The organism is Cupriavidus nantongensis (assembly GCF_041726985.1).
GTDB classification, from domain to species: domain Bacteria; phylum Pseudomonadota; class Gammaproteobacteria; order Burkholderiales; family Burkholderiaceae; genus Cupriavidus; species Cupriavidus nantongensis_A.
In genome coordinates this window covers 1,088,444-1,106,922 of the sequence record NZ_CP168303.1, presented here as the reverse complement: position 1 = coordinate 1,106,922, position 18,479 = coordinate 1,088,444, and the positions used below count along the sequence as shown (strand labels likewise).

12 protein-coding genes are annotated in these 18,479 nt (G+C 70.8%); 8 read left to right on the top strand and 4 right to left on the bottom strand.

Annotated features, from left to right (window positions below; genetic code table 11):
- Positions 1-110 precede the first annotated feature (110 nt).
- Entirely contained in the window at positions 111-1,145 is a 1,035-nt protein-coding gene (gene hrcA / locus ACEI37_RS16245; protein WP_018006939.1) for a heat-inducible transcriptional repressor HrcA, read from the bottom strand.
- A gap of 114 nt (positions 1,146-1,259) precedes the next feature.
- On the opposite strand from hrcA, the gene ACEI37_RS16240 reads away from it, so the two are divergent.
- The 4 genes from ACEI37_RS16240 to mprA all read left to right on the top strand — a co-directional run bounded on the left by ACEI37_RS16240 (position 1,260) and on the right by mprA (position 6,301).
- Positions 1,260-2,177 carry an NAD kinase gene (locus ACEI37_RS16240; protein WP_018006940.1) on the top strand — a complete coding sequence of 306 codons (918 nt, stop codon included), beginning with the start codon at positions 1,260-1,262 and terminating at the stop codon, positions 2,175-2,177.
- Positions 2,178-2,243: 66 nt separating this feature from the next.
- The gene (recN, locus tag ACEI37_RS16235) at positions 2,244-3,995 is read left to right on the top strand and encodes a DNA repair protein RecN (protein ID WP_373379742.1); all 1,752 of its coding nucleotides are present in this window, start codon (positions 2,244-2,246) and stop codon (positions 3,993-3,995) included.
- A 67-nt stretch (positions 3,996-4,062) separates the two neighbouring features.
- Complete coding sequence (locus ACEI37_RS16230) at positions 4,063-4,509, top strand: hypothetical protein (RefSeq protein ID WP_373379741.1); 447 nt, start codon at positions 4,063-4,065, stop codon at positions 4,507-4,509.
- Positions 4,510-4,660: 151 nt separating this feature from the next.
- Positions 4,661-6,301: an MprA protease, GlyGly-CTERM protein-sorting domain-containing form gene (mprA, locus tag ACEI37_RS16225; RefSeq protein WP_373379740.1), complete on the top strand. Its 1,641-nt coding sequence runs from the start codon at positions 4,661-4,663 to the stop codon at positions 6,299-6,301.
- 31 nt (positions 6,302-6,332) lie between these two features.
- Here the strand turns inward: mprA and rrtA are convergent, their stop codons facing one another.
- Positions 6,333-6,974 carry a rhombosortase gene (rrtA, locus tag ACEI37_RS16220; RefSeq protein ID WP_373379739.1) on the bottom strand — a complete coding sequence of 214 codons (642 nt, stop codon included), beginning with the start codon at positions 6,972-6,974 and terminating at the stop codon, positions 6,333-6,335.
- Complete coding sequence (gene glnE / locus ACEI37_RS16215; protein WP_373379738.1) at positions 6,964-9,834, bottom strand: bifunctional [glutamate--ammonia ligase]-adenylyl-L-tyrosine phosphorylase/[glutamate--ammonia-ligase] adenylyltransferase; 2,871 nt, start codon at positions 9,832-9,834, stop codon at positions 6,964-6,966. Before glnE ends, rrtA begins: the two co-directional genes overlap by 11 nt.
- A gap of 263 nt (positions 9,835-10,097) precedes the next feature.
- On the opposite strand from glnE, the gene ACEI37_RS16210 reads away from it, so the two are divergent.
- The 3 genes from ACEI37_RS16210 (at position 10,098) to tldD (ending at position 16,859) form a co-directional block, all read left to right on the top strand.
- Positions 10,098-14,456, top strand: coding sequence for a YhdP family protein (locus ACEI37_RS16210; RefSeq protein WP_373379737.1), 4,359 nt, complete (start codon positions 10,098-10,100; stop codon positions 14,454-14,456).
- An 18-nt stretch (positions 14,457-14,474) separates the two neighbouring features.
- Entirely contained in the window at positions 14,475-15,302 is an 828-nt protein-coding gene (locus ACEI37_RS16205; protein ID WP_373379736.1) for a carbon-nitrogen hydrolase family protein, read from the top strand.
- A 96-nt stretch (positions 15,303-15,398) separates the two neighbouring features.
- On the top strand, positions 15,399-16,859 hold the full coding sequence (gene tldD / locus ACEI37_RS16200) for a metalloprotease TldD (protein WP_373379735.1): 1,461 nt from the start codon (positions 15,399-15,401) through the stop codon (positions 16,857-16,859).
- Positions 16,860-16,932: 73 nt separating this feature from the next.
- Here tldD and ACEI37_RS16195 read toward each other — a convergent pair whose 3' ends face one another.
- Positions 16,933-17,988: a class I SAM-dependent methyltransferase gene (locus ACEI37_RS16195; protein ID WP_373379734.1), complete on the bottom strand. Its 1,056-nt coding sequence runs from the start codon at positions 17,986-17,988 to the stop codon at positions 16,933-16,935.
- Between ACEI37_RS16195 and ACEI37_RS16190 the strand changes: the two genes are divergently transcribed.
- Entirely contained in the window at positions 17,954-18,334 is a 381-nt protein-coding gene (locus ACEI37_RS16190) for a hypothetical protein (protein ID WP_373379733.1), read from the top strand. The genes ACEI37_RS16195 and ACEI37_RS16190 overlap by 35 nt on opposite strands.
- Positions 18,335-18,479 lie beyond the last annotated feature (145 nt).

Genomic DNA, 18,479 nt, shown 5'->3' with positions numbered 1-18,479 from the left:
TTCCGGATTGGCGCGATGCCGGGATGGGACGGGTGCGGTGCCGGGCGCGGCGCACCGGCGCCAAGCCCGCGCGCCGGAAAAGGCGCCGCGCAGACCGGAACGCCGGACCACTAGTTCTGGCTCAGCGCGCTCGACAGCAACCGCGCGGTAATGTCGACGATCGGGATCACGCGCTCGTAGGCCATGCGCGTGGGGCCGATCACCCCCAGCGTGCCGACGATCTGCCCGTCGACCTCGTACGGCGCGGTGATGACCGCCATGTCTTCGATCGGCACCAGCTGGCTTTCGCCGCCGATAAAGATCTGCACGCCCTGCGCATGGCTGGACACGTCCAGCAGCTGCAGCAGGCTGGTCTTGTGCTCGAACACGTCGAACAGGCGCCGCAGCTTGTCCATGCTCGAAGCCAGGTCGTCGACTTCGAGGAGCTTGCGCTCTCCGCTGATATAGACGTGGTCGTCGTCCTCGTCCTCGGCGGCGCTGCCGGCCTCGACCGCGGCCTGCATCAGCTGCGACATGTCGCGGCGCAGGTCCTGCAGCTCAAGCCGCAGGTGGCTGCGCACGGTGTCGAAGCTCATGCCGGCATAGTGCGAGTTGAAGAAATTGGCGGCCTCGATCAGCTGCGCCGGCGTGTAGGGGAGTTCGGTCTGGATGATGCGGTTCTGCACGTCGCCCTCGGGGCTGACGATGATCAGCAGGATACGCTTGTCCGACAGCCGCATGAACTCGATCTGCCGGAACGCCTGCGCGCGGCGCGGCGTCATCACCACGCCGGCAAAGTGCGACAGGTTCGACAGCGTGCGCGCGGCCGCGGTGATCATGCGCTGCGGGCCCAGCTGCTGGCCGCCGAGCTGGTCCTGGATCTGCCCGGTCAGCTCGGCGAGGTCGGCGTTGCGCTCGAGCGGCTTGGCGGTCAGCATCGAATCGACGAACAGCCGGTAGCCGCGCGGCGTGGGAATCCGGCCGGCCGATGTATGCGGGCTGGCGATAAAACCCATTTCCTCGAGATCGGACATCACATTGCGTATCGTCGCCGGCGACAGGTCCAGCCCCGAGTACTTGGACAGGGTGCGGGAACCGACCGGCTGGCCTTCGGCAATGTAGCGCTCGATCAGGGTCTTGAGCAGCGTTTTGGAACGTTCATCCATGATGCCCCGATTTTACGCAAGTTTTGGACCTTCTGGCGGACCGGCCCGATGTGCCGCGGGATGGGCCGCCGGCGCCTGCTGACAACCGTCACGGCGGTATGGTCTAATCCCGGCATGTCCGCCCCAGCCAAAGCCAGCGCCGTGCGCACTCCATTCAAGACCGTCGCCCTGGTGGGCAGGTACTCCACCGCCGGCATCGAAGGCCCGCTGGAAGAGATCGCCTCCTATATCCTGCGCAACGGCCAGGATGTGGTGTTCGAGCGCGAGACCGCGCTGGCCACCGGGCTGACCGCCTACCCCGCCCTGTCCGCCGAGGAGATCGGCACGCAGGCCGACGTCGCCGTGGTGCTGGGCGGCGACGGCACGCTGCTGGGCATCGCGCGCCAGCTCGCCGGCTATGACGTGCCCCTGATCGGCGTGAACCACGGGCGCCTCGGCTTCATGACCGATATTGCGCTGGAAGACGCGCACACCGTGCTGCCCGACATGCTCGACGGCCGCTACGAGTCCGAGACCCGGCTGCTGCTGGCCTCGCGCGTGGTGCGCGACGACATGGATATCTTTTCCGCGCTGGCGCTGAACGATGTGGTGGTGAACCGCTCCGGCATCTCCGGCATGGTCGAGCTGGCGGTTTCGGTCGACGGCCACTTCATGTACAACCAGCGTTCCGACGGCCTGATCGTGTCGACCGCGACCGGCTCGACCGCCTACGCGCTGTCGGCCGGCGGCCCGATCCTGCATCCCACGCTGTCAGGCGTGGTGCTGGTGCCGATCGCCCCGCACGCGCTGTCGAACCGGCCGATCGTGCTGCCGCACGACGCCGAGGTCACGATCGAGGTGGCGAGCGCGCGCGACGCCAGCGTCAACTTCGACATGCAGTCGCTGACCTCGCTGCTGCCGGGCGACCGCATCGTGGTGCGGCGCTCGCAGAAGACCATCAACCTGCTGCACCCGGTGGGCTACAACTACTACGCCACGCTGCGCAAGAAGCTGCACTGGCACGAATACCCGTCCGAAGACAATCGCCTCTGAGCGCCATCCAGCCGCCCCTCAGCCCGAGCCCGACCGTTCATCGGACCGACCACCTTCTCCGCCACGATGCTGCGCAGCCTGTCCATCCGTGATTTCGTCATCGTCGACACCCTCGACCTGGACTTCGCCTCCGGCTTTACCGTGTTCACCGGCGAGACCGGCGCCGGCAAGTCGATCCTGATCGATGCCCTGGCGCTGGTGCTGGGCGAGCGCGCCGATGCCGGCGTGGTGCGCGAAGGCGCGCCGCGCGCCAGCGTCAGCGCCACCTTCTCGACCCATGCCGCGCTCGATGCGTGGCTGGCCGAGCGCGAGCTCAACAGCGAAGAAGACGGCGGCGTGCCGACCGTGCTGCTGCGCCGTACCGTCGATGCCGGCGGCCGCAGCAAGGCCTTTATCAACGGCGCCGCCGCTACCCTGGCGCAGCTGCGCGAAGTCGGCGACCAGCTGGTCGACATCCATGGCCAGCATGCGCACCAGCAACTGCTGCGCCCGGATGCGCAGCGGCTGCTGTTCGACGCCCACGCCGGCCTGACCCAGCAGGCCGCCGCGGTGGCCGAGGCCTGGCGCGCCTGGCGCGCCTGCGCGCGCCAGCGTGAAGCGGTCGAGCACCAGTCGCGCGAGATGCAGCTCGAGCGCGAGCGGCTCGAGTGGCAGGTCGGGGAGCTGGATAAGCTCAACCCGCAGCCGGGCGAATGGGATGAGATCCAGTCGGAGTACAACCGGCTCTCGCACGCCGCCGGGCTGATCGACGGCAGCCGCGCGGCGCTCGACGCGCTCTCCGAGGCCGACGGCTCGGTGCTGTCGGCGCTCAACGGCATCGTCCACCGGCTGCAGCAGCTGGCCGATGTCGACCCCGCGCTGCGCGACGTGCTGGCCGCGCTGGAGCCGGCGCAGGTGCAGGCCGAGGAAGCCGCGCATTCGCTGACGCGCTATGTCGACCGCCTCGAGCTCGACCCCGAGCGGCTGCAGGTAGTGGAAGAGCGCATGCAGGCGCTGCACGCCACCGCGCGCAAGTACCGCCTGCCGCCCGAGCAGCTCGCCGATGAGCTGGTCGCGCGGCGCCAGCAGCTCGACGACCTGCAGGCCGCGCAGGACCTGAACAAGGTGATGGCGCGCGAGGCCGCGGCCAAGGCCGCCTACCTGACGCTGGCGCAGCACCTCAGCCATGCCCGCAAGCAAGCCGCGCAGGCGCTGTCCGGCGCGGTCACCGACGCCATGCAGGGCCTGTCGATGGCCGGCGGCAGCTTTGTCGCGGCGCTCAATGCGCTCGACGAAGGCCAGAGCTACGGCCTCGAGCAGGTCGAGTTCCTGGTGGCCGGCCACGCCGGGGTCAGCGCGCGGCCGCTCGCACGGGTCGCCTCCGGCGGCGAACTGGCCCGCATCAGCCTGGCGATCTCGGTGATCACCAGCGAAGCCTCGCCCACGCCCACGCTGATCTTCGACGAGGTCGACACCGGCATCGGCGGCGCGGTCGCCGAGGTGGTGGGCCGGCGCCTGCAGGAACTGGGCCGCGCGCGCCAGGTGCTGTGCGTGACCCACCTGCCGCAAGTGGCGGCACAGGCCGGCACGCACCTGCTGGTGAGCAAGGAAACCACGGCCGAAGCCGACGCCTCGGTCACGCGCTCGCGCATCCGCGTGCTCGACCCGGCCGGACGCGTGGTCGAGACCGCGCGCATGCTGGGCGGCGCCACCGTCACCGCCACGACGCTGCAACATGCCGAAGAGATGCTGGCGCAGGGCATGGCCGACAGCGGCGCCGGCCAGCCCGCGCGCGCGGCCAAGGACGGCAAGCGCGGCCGCCGCGCCGCCGCCGGCTAAGGCTCGCGCCACCTTGCGCAGCCCTGCGTGGCAGCGCGCCAATTTATTTATCGACAGGAGCTTCCCCATGACCCGCCCAGCGCCGCCCACCGGCCACCGCCCGCGCGCCTCGCTGCGCGCGGTGCTGGCCATTGCCACCGCCGCCTCGGCCGCACTGCTGGCGCTGTCCGCCTGCCAGGCCCAGCCCAAGGCCTCGGCGCCGCCGCCGGGCAGCATCAGCGATGACCGCGCGCTTGGCGACATCATGGTCCGCTTCAAGCCGCCCGCGGTGGACCTGTCCGAAGACGCCGGCAAGCTGCTGGCCGAGATCAAGGGCCCGATCCGCTACGTGGTCAAGCGGCCGATGTCGGGCGGGATCTGGCTGGTCACGGCGATTTCGCCGTCGGCCGACGCCACCCTCGACCAGGCCGTCGACACGCTGCGCGCCACGCCGCGCATCGAGACCGCCGAACCCGACCGCCTGCTCAAGCCCAGCCGCAATATCCCCACCAGCCGCGACATGCCGGCGCGCTAGCACGGGACCGAATCTGTACGGAATGCCGCATTAACGAACGCGAACGATGCTAAAGCCGGCCTTGCACAACCCGGCGGCATCGTATTCGCTACATAACATGCCCACGCGCCGGCCCGGCCCGAGCGCGCTACGCCCCAGGGAGGAGAAATCCATGCCGCAATCCGCGCTGTCCGCGTTGTCCGTTCCTTGCCGCAGCTTCGCGGCCCGCCGCTGGCGGGCCCTCGCCCTGGCCGCCGCCGCGGCAAGCGGCGCGGTCCCGACCGGCACGGCCCTCGCAGCCGGCGCGCAGTCCGCACCGGCCTATACCGGCCATATCATCGTGCGCTGGCGCGACGGCACCACCGCGGTCGACGGCAACGGCGCCGGCAAGTCGCCGGCTGCCGCCGAAGCCCTCAAGCAGCTGAGCGAACGCACCGGCATCGCCGTCACGGCGCGCCGCGCCATGGGCGGCAACCTGCAGTTGCTGCAGGTGCCCGACGCCTTTGCCGCCGACCCCGAAGCGGCGGCCGCACGGCTGCGCCAGGATCCGCGCGTGGCCGACGCCGTGCCCGACCGCTGGCTGCGCCTGCACGACACCCTGCCCGACGATCCCGAGTTCCAGGTCAACCAGCCGTACCTGAAGGGCACCGGCACCGCCGTCGGCGGCGTCAACCTGCCGCGCGCGTGGGACCGCACCGGCGGCAGCAGCGGCATGGTGGTCGCGGTGGTGGACACCGGCATCCTGCCCCATCCCGATCTGCAGGGTCGGCTGCTGTCCGGCTTCGATTTCATCAGCACCACCACGGTCTCCAATGACGGCGACGGCCGCGACGGCGATCCGACCGATGCCGGCGACGGCTTGCCGGCCGGCTTCACCTGCCCGGGCAGCAGCACGCCCACGCCGGAGCAAACCAACAACAGCTGGCATGGCACGCGCGTGGCCGGCGTGCTGGGGGCGCTGACCAATAACTCGCGCGATATCGCGGGCGTCGACTGGAATGCGCGCATCCTGCCGGTGCGAGTGTCGGGACGCTGCGGCGCGCTGCTGTCCGACACCGTCGACGGCATGCGCTGGGCCGGCGGCCTGCCGGTGCCCAACGTGCCTGACAACCCTAACCCGGCGCGCGTGGTCAATATCAGCCTGGGCGGCGGCACCTGCAGCGGCATCGAACAGCAGGCCGTCAACGACCTGAATGCGCGCGGCGTGGTGGTGGTGGCCGCGGCCGGCAACAACCGCGGCGCGGTCGAGGCGCCGGCCGACTGCAGCGGCGTGATCGCGGTCACCGCGCATGCCAACGGCGGCGAGAACGCCAGCTATGCCAACGTCGGCCCGCAGGTGGCGATCAGCGCGCCGGGCGGCGGCTGCGGCAACTCGCAGGTGGTCGACGGCCGCTGCACGGTCACGCCTTCGGTGATCCGCACGCTCAGCAACGACGGCAAGACGGCGCTCGGCAACTACGTCGTGGCGTCGTCGGCGGGCACCAGTTTCGCCGCGCCGATGGTCTCGGGCGTGGTATCGATGATGTTCACGCTCAACGGCTCGCTGACGCCGGCGCAGGTTACCGCGGCGCTGAAGAGCTCGGCGCGCCCGCATCCCTCCGGCACGTTCTGCACCACTAATCAGGGCGTATGCGGCGCGGGGCTGCTCGATGCCGACGGCGCGCTGCTGGCCGCGCTGGGCATGCCACCGCCACCGGCCGCGCCGGCACCGGCCGCGGATGGCGGCGGTGGCGGCGGCGCGGTGCCGTTGTGGAGCGCCCTGCTGCTGGCGCTCGCGGGATTGACCGGCTTCGCGCTGCGCCGCCGCGGCTAGCGGCAGCGGTGGCGCTCAGGCGGCGGCGCCGCTATCGTCCGCCGCTATCGCGCGCCGGCCGCCGCGCCAGCCACCATTCCTGCACCACCCAGCACATCAGGCCGGCCACCGCGCCGGCCGCATGCGCCACGCGCACCACGCCGAAGCCCCACGCCGGATCGAACACCACCGGCGCCAGCCACGACTGTTCCACCCAGACCTTGGCCAGCACGCCCAGGCACAGGAGCACGCCGGTGATGCGCGCCAGTCCCGGCGCGCGCAGCAGGCCCAGCGCGCCCCACAGCGCCAGCCCGTGCAGCGCGCCCGAAAGCCCGCCGTACCAGGCAATCGCCGGCACGCGCAGCAACACCAGCTGCACCGCGATGCCGCACGCCACCAGCACCAGCAACAGGCTGCGCACCCGCGCCACGCGCGCGCAGATCGCCAGCACGCCGGTGGCGGCAAGCATGTCGGCAAGCCAGTGATGGCCGTCCAGGTGCACCCACATCGCCGTGGCCAGGCGCCACCACTGTCCGTCCACCCGCACCGCATCGCGCAGGTACAGGCCATGCGCGTGCCACCACGGCAGGAAGGTGAACGCCGCCGACAGCGCCCATACCAGCGCCACCGCCGCCAGCAGGCCCGGCCACGATGCGCCGGCCGGTGCCGACGGCCTCGCGGCCTCAGTCCTCACCGAACACAGCCCGCCACAGCGTGCCCACCGCCGCGGTCTGCGTGGCCATCGACGCCGGCGCCACGCGCGCATGGACCTGGCCGTCGAGACGCATCTGGTGCTGGCGCGCGCGGAACAGCCGGTAGGCGTCGCCCACCGCCAGCGCCAGCGTGGCATCGATCAGGCCCAGCTCGCCGGCCTCGCGCAGCAGCGCGATATTGCCGGCATTGCGCGTCAGCTGCGGATGGGCGCGGCTGTGCAGCAGCACCAGGTACTGCACCGTGAACTCGATGTCGACCATGCCGCCGCGATCGTGCTTCAGGTCGAACAGGTCGGTGGGGTTGGGATGGCCTTCGGCGACCTTGCGGCGCATCTGTGCGATCTCGCCGCGCAGCGCCGCGGCGTCGCGCTGCTGGCACAGCACCTCGTCACGAAGCGCCTCGAAGCGCGCGCCGATGGCGGCGTCGCCGGCGCAGAAGCGCGCCCGCGTCAGCGCCTGGTGCTCCCAGACCCAGGCGGTGTTGTCGCCCTCGCGCAACTGGTAGCGGCGGAACGCGTCGAAGCTGGTCACCAGCAGGCCGGCCGCGCCATTGGGGCGCAGCCGCGTGTCGACGTCGAACAGCGCGCCGGCCGCGGTATGGCTGGTGAGCCAGGTGATCAGGCGGCGCGCATAGGCAGCATAGACCTCGGGCGCGCGCTCGTGCTCGTCGTCGTACAGGAAGATGATGTCCAGGTCCGAGGCATAGCCCAGCTCCTTGCCGCCCAGCCGGCCATAGGCGATCACGGCGAAGCGCGGCACCTCGCGGTGGCGCGTGGCGAGCTGGCGCCACACCGTTTCCAGGGTCGCGTCGAGCATGGCATCGGCCAGGTCCGACAGTCGGTCAGCCACCTGCTCCACCGTCAGCATGCCCTGCAGGTCCTGCAGCAGCACGCGGAAGGTCTCGGCATGGTGCTCGCGGCGCAGGATGTCCATCTGCTGCTCGACCTGCCCCTCCGCGGCCAGCAGCCGTTCATGCAGGCGCTTGCGGAACGCGGCCCAGTCGGGCGCGCCAGCCAGCGCGTCGCTGTCGAGCAGCTCGTCGAGCAGTTGCGGATGGCGCGTCAGGTAGGCGGCGGCCCAGCGCGAGGCATGGAGCGTCTGCGCGACGCGGTCCATCGCCTGCGGGTATTCGGACAGCAGCGACAGGTAGGAGGCGCGCCGGCTGATGGCCTCGAGGAAGTCGATAAAGCGCCCGATGGTGCTGTCGGGATCGTCCTGGCGTGCGGCCAGGTCGAGCGCGCGGTTGACCAGCTGGTCGAAGCGCGCGCGGCTGGCTTCGGACAGCGCGCGATAGCGCAGCGACGCGGCGATCGCGCGCAGCCGGTCCAGCAGCGCATTGCAGTTGGTAAAGCCGGCGGCCTGCAGCCGCTGGCACGGCACCGCGCTGTCGCCCGCGCCCTGCGACGGGTCCTGGCGCGGGTTGTCCTGCGCGCGCGCGGCGCTGTCTTCTATGACGATGTCCGGCCACAGCGCCTCGCACGGGCCGGCGTCGGGATCGGAGAAGGTGGCTTCGAACTGCTGCGCGACCGGCTCCTGCAGCTCGGCGAGCCGGGCCAGCAAGGCGGGCCAGTCGGCGCAGCCCATCATCTGCGCCACCGCGTGCTGCTCGTCCGGTGACGTCGGCAGGTGATGGGTCTGGGCGTCGTCGCGGTATTGCAGCCGGTGTTCGAGCTGGCGCAGGAAGCGGTAGGCATCGCCCAGTTGTTCGGCCTGCCCGGCAGGCAGCAGGCCGCGCTCGACCGCCACCGCCAGCACCTCCAGCGTCGGCCGGATCCGCAGCGCGGGGTCCTGGCCGCCGCGGATCAGCTGGAACACCTGTGCCATGAACTCGATCTCGCGAATGCCGCCACGGCCCAGCTTGATATTGAACGAGCGCTGGTTGACACCATGCCCGGGCAGGCCGCCGCTGCGCTTGGCGGCCTCGCTGCGGATTTGCGCATGCAGCGAGCGGATCGCCGCGATCACGCCGTAGTCCAGGTAGCGCCGGAACACGAACGGCGAGGTCAGCCGCGCCAGCAGGGCAGCGGTGCGCTGCGCATGGGGCGAGTCCAGCGCCGACACCACGCGGCCCTTGATCCAGGCGTAGCGCTCCCACTCGCGGCCCTGCACCACCAGGTATTCTTCCAGCATGCCCAGGCTGCAGGCCAGTGGCCCGGCATCGCCGTTGGGACGCAGCCGCATGTCGACGCGGAACACGTAGCCGTCGGCGGTCACGTCGGCGAGCAGGTTGATCAGCCGGCGGCCCAGGCGGATGAAGTACTCGTGGTTGGACAGGGTGCGCGGGCCGCCCTGGGTTTCGCCGTCCTCGTCGTAAAGGAAGATCAGGTCGATATCGGACGAGACATTGAGCTCGCGCCCGCCCAGCTTGCCCATGCCCACCACCACCAGCTCCTGCACCTCGCCGCTGTGGGCGCCGGCCGGGCGGCCGAAGGTGGCGGCAAGATCGTCGCCCAGCACTGCCAGGCCGTGCTGGATCGCCAGTTCGGCCAGGTCGGTCATGGCGCCGGTGACCTCGCCCAGTGTCGCCAGGCCGCGCAGGTCGCGCTCGATCACCGCGCACATGACCTCGGCACGCAGCCGGCGCAGCGCGCGCTTGGCGGCCTCTTCGGTGTCGGCCGAGGGCGCATGCAGCGCCTGCAGCCGTGCTGCCATCCACGCGCGCGTGAGCGGCTGCGCCACCGCGGCAGCGAGGATTTCCGGCAGGTCCGGGCGGGCCTGCAGCACGCGCCGCGCGTAGTGCGAGTACGCGGCCGAGTACAATACGTCGCCGCCCGCCCGGGCGCCTTCGCCGTCCGGCTGCGGCGCCTGCGCCGCGGTGACGGCAAAGGCGCCGGCAGCCATGGTGCCGGCGCCCTGCCCCGGTGCGACATACGCCGCCTGGGCGGGTTCCGGTGTGGCGCGCGCGCCATGTTGGTCAACAGCGGCGCCAGCGGCGGAACTCGTCGGATCAGAGGCAGTCATTCCAGTATTTGAAATGCAAGCAAAGTTGCGAAAGGTGCGGCCAGAGGGTTACCCCGCCGCGGTGCGCGCAGCTTGCGCATTTCTTGTTTTAGCCGGCCGGGCACCAGATTGGAGAGCGGCTAGTATTGTCGGATAATCTGCGCATGTCCAGCCGCGCCCCACAACCCGCTGACGGTTCTCCCCCCAATGGCGGCGCGGGCGGGCACGAGGCCGCCACCACGCTGCCCGCATCGCCCACCGGTTCTCTTGGCATTGACACCCCTGGCGCCCCCCGGCGGAGTCTCGCGTGGGCGCGCACCGCGGCGCTGGGCCGCGCCACTGCCCGCGCCGCCGCGGCGGCCGTGCGCCATCCGTTCTGGCGCGGCCTCGGGCGCGCGCTGGTGCGCCTGGCGCTGGTGCTGGCCGTGCTGGCGCTGGCGGCCGGGCTGCTGATCCGCTTCGTGCTGTGGCCGCAGGCGTCGGCCGCGCGCGAGTGGCTGGAACAGCGCGGCTCGCAGGCGCTGTCGGCGCAGGTCAGGATCGGCTCGCTCGATACCTATTGGGACGGCTGGCACCCCGCCTTCCGCGCGCGCGGCCTGAGCGCGGTGGACGGCCAGCAGCGCGCGCTGCTGTCGGCCGCCACGCTCGACGGCAAGCTGGCGTGGCGTTCGCTGGTCAGCATGAACCTGCAGTTCGTCAGCCTGAGCGCCAGCGGCACCGACATCCTGGTGCGCCGCACCGCCGAGGGCCGGCTGCTGGTCGCCGGCATGGTGGTCGATGCCACCGGCGGCCAGCAGGACGACGACCGCTTCCTGGGCTGGCTGATGTCGCAGGGGCGCGTGGCGCTGTCCGACGGCAAGCTGCGCTGGCTCGACGAAAAGGCGCGCCTGCCGCAACTCGACATCGGCGAGATCCGCCTCGACACGCGCCGCGACGGCGCGCGCCACACCTTCCACCTGGAAGCACGCTCGCCGGCACTGGGCCCGCGCCCGCTGGAGGTGCGCTCGACCTTCCGCGACGACTACCTGCACAGCGCCGGCAACTGGCGCCACTGGACCGGCCAGGCCACCTGGGACCTCGGCCAGCTGCAGCTGCCGGTACTGCAGCGCTACCTGGCGATGTTCGAGCGCGTCGCCAGCGGCACCTTCAGCACCGACGGCAGCATCGAATTCCGCCAGGGGCGCATCGTGCGCAGCCAGACCCGGCTGCGCGCCAGCGGGGTCGACCTGCAACTGGCCGGCGCCGCCGCGCCGCTGCGGCTGGCCAATGCGCAGGCCCTGCTGCTGCACCGGACCGAGCGCGACGGCAGCAACCTGCTGACCGTCGATACGCTGCTATGGCAGCCGCTGCAGGCCCAGCAGCCGGCGGTGCCCGATGCCAGCAACGCGCCCGCGGTGGCCGACGGCACCTGGCGCGAAGGCATGCGCAAGGTCGCCATCGGCTGGGCCCGGGCCAGGGATGGCACCCTGAACAAGTTCTCGCTGAAGGCACCCTCGCTGGACCTGAACACGGTGCGCGCGCTGGCCACCTCGATGCCGATCGATACCGCGGTGCTGCGCCAGCTGCGCGCGCTGCAGCCGGCCGGCCACATCGACAACCTCAACGTCAGCTGGACCCGCGCGCGCACCGGCATGCTCGAGCGCGGCGGCGGCAAGCCGCACTACAGCATCCAGGGCACGCTGCGTGAGGTCTCGATCAACGGGCAGCCCGCGGTGCCGGCGCTCGACGCCGCCGGGCATCCGCGCCTGGGCACGCCGGGCTTCTCGCGCCTGTCCGGCACCTTCACCCTCGACGACCAGCAGGGCAGCGCGCGCTTCGAGGGCAACGACGCGGCGCTGGTGCTGCCAGGGCTGTTCGAAGACCCGCGCCTGCCGTTCGACCAGATCGGCGGCGACGTGCGCTGGCAGCACCGCGACGGCAAGCTCGCGGTGACGCTGGACGGCGTGCGCTTTGCCAATGCCGACGCCGCCGGCTCGGTGCGCGGCACCTGGCGCGAAGGCGGCGATGGCGTCTCGGGCATCGCCGACCTGGCCGGCGAGATGACCCGCGCCAGAGTCGCGCGCGTGCCGCGCTACCTGCCGCTGAGCATCCCCGCCGCGACCCGCCACTACCTGTCCGGCGCGCTCACCGGCGGCGAGGCTGCCGGGGTCAGCTTCGTACTGCGCGGCGACCTGGCGCACTTCCCGTTCCACGCACCGCACGAGAAGGCGGGCGAGTTCCGCGTCGAAGTACCGATCGAACACGTCAGCTACCAGATCGCGCCGCATGACGGGGCCCACGAGCCGGCCCATGGCGCCGCCGGCGCATCGTCGTGGCCGGTGTTCACCGACATCGCGGGGCGCGTGGTGTTCGACCGCGGCGGCATGACCTTCCTGGCACGCCGCGCCACGGTGCAGGACATTGCCGGCGTCACGCTGCAGGATGTCAGCGGCCGCATCGACGACCTGAGCCCGCGCGGCAAGCTCGCCATCGACGGCAGCGCCACCGGGCCGGTGCAGGGCTTCGTGCGCTACATCAACGCCTCGCCGGTGCGCGAATGGACCGGGCACGTGGCCGATGCGGCCCGGGCCGGCGGCCACGGCGAGCTCAAGCTCAAGCTCGAGATGCCGCTCGAGCACGCCGACGCCGCCAGGGTCGACGGCCGCTTCCGCTTTCCCGGCAACGATGTCGTGCTCAGCCCGCAGCTGCCGCCGCTGGGCAATGCCAGCGGCGTCATCACCTTCAACGAGCGTGGCTTCGGGCTGGAGAACCTCCGCGCGCGCTTTCTTGGCGGCGAGCTGCGCCTGGCCGGCGGCACCCAGCCGGACGGCGCCACACGCGTGAGCGCGAACGGCCAGGCCTCGGCCGCCGGACTGCGCGAGGCCGCCGCAGGCACGGCGCTGGCGCCGCTGGCGGCACGGCTGGAAGGCGCCACCGGCTACAGCGCCGTGATCGGCGTGCGCGAACGGCAGCTGCAGGTCCAGCTGAACTCCGAGCTCAACGGCATGGCGCTGCAGCTGCCGGCGCCGCTGGCCAAGGCCGCCGCGCCGTCATTGCCGCTGCGCGTGGAGCTGCGCCCGGCCGCGCATGGGGCGAATACCGCCGGCACCGCGCGCGCCGGCACCGACGAGCTGGCGCTGCAGCTGGGCAATGTGCTCAACGCCCGCTACCTGCTGCGCCGCGATGGCAGTGGTAGTGGCAGCGGCAGCGGCGGCAGCAACGGCTTCGAAGTGCTGGCGGGTGGCATCGGCGTGCAGCAGGCGGCGCCGCTGCCGGCCACCGGCGTCAGCGCCGCGGCCACCTTCGACCAGCTCGATCTCGATGCCTGGCGCGCGGCCTTCGCCGGGGGGGCTGGCGGCGCGGGGGCCGAGGAGCCGCCCTCGCCGTTCCTGCCCAGCCGCATCGCGCTGCGCGCGCGCACGCTGCACGGCATGGGCCGCACGCTGGACGAGGTCGCGCTCGACGCCAGCCGCGAGGCCGACGGCTGGAACGCCAGGGTCGACTCGCGCCAGGTGGCCGGTGCGGTGCAATGGCGCCCGGGCGCGACGGCCGCCGCCGGTTCGCTGCGCTTGCGCCTGTCGCGCCTGAACGTGCCCGATGCCAACGACGAGCACAACGTGGTCGACGCGCTGGCGAGCAGCATCGACACCTTGCCCGCGATCGACCTGGTCGCCGACCAGTTCATGCTGCGCGGCCACGACTTCGGCAAGCTCGAGGTCAAGGCGCATACCGAGACCAGTACCGGCGGCACCGATCCGGTCTGGACCCTGGACAAGCTGCAGATCGAACAGCCCGGCGCCACCCTGACCGGCAACGGCAGCTGGCGCGTGCCGCGCCGCCTGCGCGCCGACGCCAGCGCCGAGCGCCGCACGCTGCTGTCGTTCGCCATCGACGTGCGCGATGCCGGCGCGACGCTGGACCGGCTGGGGCTGCCGCATACGCTCAGCGACGGCAAGGGCAAGCTCGAGGGCCGCGTGGCGTGGCGCGGCTCGCCGCTGTCGATCGACTACCCGACGCTGACCGGCAAGCTGTCGCTGGACCTGGAGAACGGCCAGATCCTCAGTGTCGAGCCGGGCGCGGCGCGCCTGCTGGGCGTGCTCAGCCTGCAGGGCCTGCTGCGCTTTGCCACGCTGGACTTCCGCACGCTCTCGGGGCGCGGGCTGCTGTTCGACCGCATCACCGGCAGCGGCACCATCGAAAACGGCGTCGGCACCATCGAGGACTTCCGGCTACGCAGCCCGCAGATCATCGCCAGCATGAGCGGCACCGCCAACCTGCTGCGCGAGACCCAGGACCTGCGCGTCGAGGTGGTGCCGCGCATCAACGCCACCACCACGTCGATCGCGGCCGCCTTTATCAACCCGGCGCTGGGCATCGGCACGCTTGCCGCGCAGCTGCTGTTCGCCGACGAGTTCTCCAAGATGTTCACCCAGCACTACCGGATCTCGGGCAGCTGGGCCAACCCACAGGTCGGCAAAGTGGAGGACAATACGGCGCAAGGCCCGACCTTCCAGAACCGCGCGGACCCGGCCTTCCCGCGCTAGAAGAAGATGCCGCCCCCAATGACACCAGCCAGCCCCGCCCCGTTCCGCGTTGCCGCCGTCCAGACCGTGACCGGCACTTCGCTTGACGCCAACCTGGCGCGCGCCGAGGCGCGCATCGCCGAGGCCGCCGCCGGCGGTGCCGAGCTGGTGCTGCTGCCCGAGTACTTCTGCATCATGGGCCGCGCCGAAACCGACAAGGTCGCGGTGCGCGAGCACGACGGCGACGGCCCGGTACAGCAGTTCCTGGCCGACGCGGCGCGCCGCCATGGCATCTGGCTGGTCGGCGGCACGCTGCCGATGTGGTGCGACGACCCGCAGCGCGTGTACAACACCTCGCTCGCCTTCAACCCGCGCGGCGAGCGCATCGCGCGCTACGACAAGATCCACCTGTTCGGCTTCACCCGCGGCACCGAAAGCTATGACGAATCGCGCACCATCCTGGCCGGGCGCACGCCGGTCAGCTTCGATGCGCCCTGCGGCCGGGTGGCGATGTCGGTGTGCTATGACCTGCGCTTTCCGGAGCTGTACCGCGGCCTGGCCGCCGACGGCGGCACCAGCCTGATCCTGATGCCGGCCGCCTTCACCTACACCACCGGGCAGGCCCACTGGGAAATCCTGCTGCGCGCCCGCGCCATCGAGAACCAGTGCTATGTGCTGGCGGCGGCGCAGGGCGGCAAGCACGAGAACGGCCGGCGTACCTGGGGCCATTCGATGCTGGTCGACCCGTGGGGCGAAGTGCTGGCGATGCTGCCCGAAGGCGAAGGCGTGGTCGGCGGCGTGATCGACCCGGCGCGGCTGGAGGAAGTCCGGCAGAACCTGCCGGCATTGCGGCACCGGGTGCTGTAGCATGTACGCAAGCGCGGGGGCCGACGGCGCCCTCGCCCACAGGATTGTTTGCCGCGCCGGCCCGCCCGCGCGGCCCAAGGAAAAAAAGGACCTCTCATGAACGCCGGCGATCTCGGAATCCGCAACCTGGCCACCGCGCAGCAACTGCTGCTGGCACCGTACGGCCTGGACGAAGCCAGGCTCCAGCGCGTGCTGGCCGATATCTTCACGCACAAGGTCGACTACGCCGACCTGTACTTCCAGTACACCCGCAACGAGGCCTGGAGCCTGGAGGAAGGCATCGTCAAGTCGGGCAGCTTCAGTATCGACCAGGGCGTGGGCGTGCGCGCGGTCTCGGGCGACCGCACCGCGTTCGCGTATTCGGATGAAATCAGCCTGCCCGCGCTGTCGCAGGCGGCAGCCGCCACGCGCACCATCGGCAAGGCCGGCAGCGGCCGCGTCAAGGTCGCCGGCGAGCTGGCCACGCACGCGGGACGCAGCCTGTACACGCCCAACGACCCGCTCGACTCGATGAGCGCGGCGGAAAAGGTGGCGCTGCTGGAGCGCATCGAGCGCATGGCACGCGCCAAGGATCCGCGCGTGGTGCAGGTGATGGCTGGCCTGGCCGGCGAGTACGACGTGGTGCTGGTGGCGCGCAGCGACGGCGTGATCGCCGCCGACGTGCGCCCGCTGGTGCGGGTCTCGGTCACGGTGATCGCTGAACAGGGCGGGCGGCGCGAGATCGGCTCGTCGGGCGGCGGCGGCCGCTATGCCTACGGCTATTTCACCGACGACCTGCTGCAGCAGTACGTGGACGAGGCGGTGTCGTCGGCGCTGGTCAACCTGGATGCGCGCCCGGCCCCGGCCGGCGCGATGACCGTGGTACTGGGCCCGGGCTGGCCCGGCGTGCTGCTGCACGAGGCGGTCGGCCACGGGCTCGAAGGCGACTTCAACCGCAAGGGCTCGTCGGCGTTTGCCGGCCGCATGGGCGAACGCGTCGCGGCCAAGGGCGTAACCGTGGTCGACGACGGCACGCTGGCCAACCGCCGCGGCTCGCTCAACCTGGACGATGAAGGCAATCCGACCCAGTGCACCACGCTGATCGAGGACGGCATCCTGCGCGGCTACATTCAGGACACCCTCAACGCGCGCCTGATGAAGATGCCGGTCACCGGCAACGCGCGCCGCGAAAGCTATGCCGCGCTGCCGATGCCGCGCATGACCAACACCTACATGCTCAACGGCGACAAGGACCCGCAGGAGATCATCGCCAGCGTCAAGCGCGGCCTGTATGCGGTCAATTTCGGCGGCGGCCAGGTCGACATCACCAACGGCAAGTTCGTGTTCTCGGCCAGCGAGGCCTACATGATCGAGGACGGCAAGATCACCTACCCGGTCAAGGGCGCGACCCTGGTCGGCAACGGCCCGGAATCGCTCAAGGACGTGACCATGATCGGCAACGACATGCGGCTGGATTCGGGCGTGGGCGTGTGCGGCAAGGAAGGCCAGAGCGTGCCGGTGGGCGTGGGCCAGCCGACGCTGCGCATCGAGAATATGACGGTGGGCGGGACTGCGTAAGACCGCTGGTCTGCTCCCTCTCCCGCTTGCGGGAGAGGGAGTACCCAGTCCGTTAGCAAGACGGCCACACCCCTCACGGCCGCACTTCATACACCAGATTGAACGGCGTCTGCGCCGCCCGCCGGAAGCTGCGGAAGCCCGCCTGCTCCGCGACCGCGCGCATGCGCGCCTCGCCCGCCTGCGCGCCCAGGCACAGGCCGATTTCCTGCGACCGCGATGCCGGCGTGCAGATAAAGGTCGACGCGGAATAGAACACCCGGCCCACCGGGTTCAGGTTCTGCTCCAGTGCATCGTTGGCAAAGGGCTCGACGATCATCCACGCGCCATCGGCGCGCAGGGTCTCGCGCACGTGGCGCGCCGCGCCGACCGGGTCGCCCATGTCGTGCAGGCAGTCGAACACCGCCACCAGGTCATAGTCCTTGCCGCCATAGTCCTTGGCACTGGCCACCTCGAAGCGCACGCGCTCGGCCACGCCGGCACGGCGCGCGGCCTCGGCCGCATGGCGCACCGAGGGCTCGTGGTAGTCGAAGCCGACGAAGCGCGACGACGGAAACGCCTGCGCCATGATGATGGTCGACGCGCCATGGCCGCAGCCCACGTCCGCCACCATGGCCCCGGCCTTGAGCCGCGCCGCCATGCCGTCGAGCGCCGGGATCCATTCCGACACCAGGTGCGCCGCATAGCCGGGCCGGAAAAAGCGTTCGGTGCCGTGGAACAGCGCGGGGTCATGCTCGTGCCAGCCCAGCCCGCGGCCATTGCGGAAGATGTCGATCATCTTCGGAATCGCGCGGAACTGCGCCACGGCAATCTGGAACGCGCCCGGGATAAAGGCCGGGCTGCCTTCCTGCGCCAGCGCATAGGCCTGCTCCTCGTTCAGGCTGAACTGCCCCGAACCCGCGTCATAGTCGACATAGCCGCTGGCCGCCTGCGCCGACAGCCATTCGCGCAGGTAGCGCTCGTCGGTATGGGTCTTGGCCGCGAGCACGGCGACGGTCATCGGCTTTTCCGCCAGCGCCTTGTACAGCCCGAGTTCATCGCCGACGACCACGGTCGCGGCATGCATCACCGCGCCGATATCGCCGATGAATTTTTCCATGAAGGCATTCAGCCTCGCTTCATCGACGCTCATGATGCACCTCCCCGTGCGACTGCTCCCCGCTTCCAATATAGCCATCGGCCATCCCCGGAAAAGCCGAAAAGCGGCGGCGGCAGCAGCCTCGCAAGGCCTTGGCGAAAGGCAAGACGGATTGGTGCGCCAGCGCACGGCATGGCTGCGGCGACACTTGCCAACCCCGGCAAAAGGCGCTATAAAGATGCTTCGTCGCGCGGCCAGCAGCCAATGTGCAACGAAAATTACCGAAGCGGCGCGCAATTTCCTGCCTTTCTGCCACGCAGTGCAGCATAAATCCAGCGCCCGCGAAGAAAATCGTTTCAAGCTGACCCAAGCCAACGCCTTTTCCCGCCATGTCCGCTAAGTTTTACTTTTACTTTTTTGGCGATCTCACACCGCTGGCGGATAGGGAGGGATGGCTGTAAGCAGCGCCCCGAATACAAAAAAAAAAAACCGCCAGCGACCCTGGCGGTTTTTTTATACCCCTTTGTTTTCCCACACACTCACGA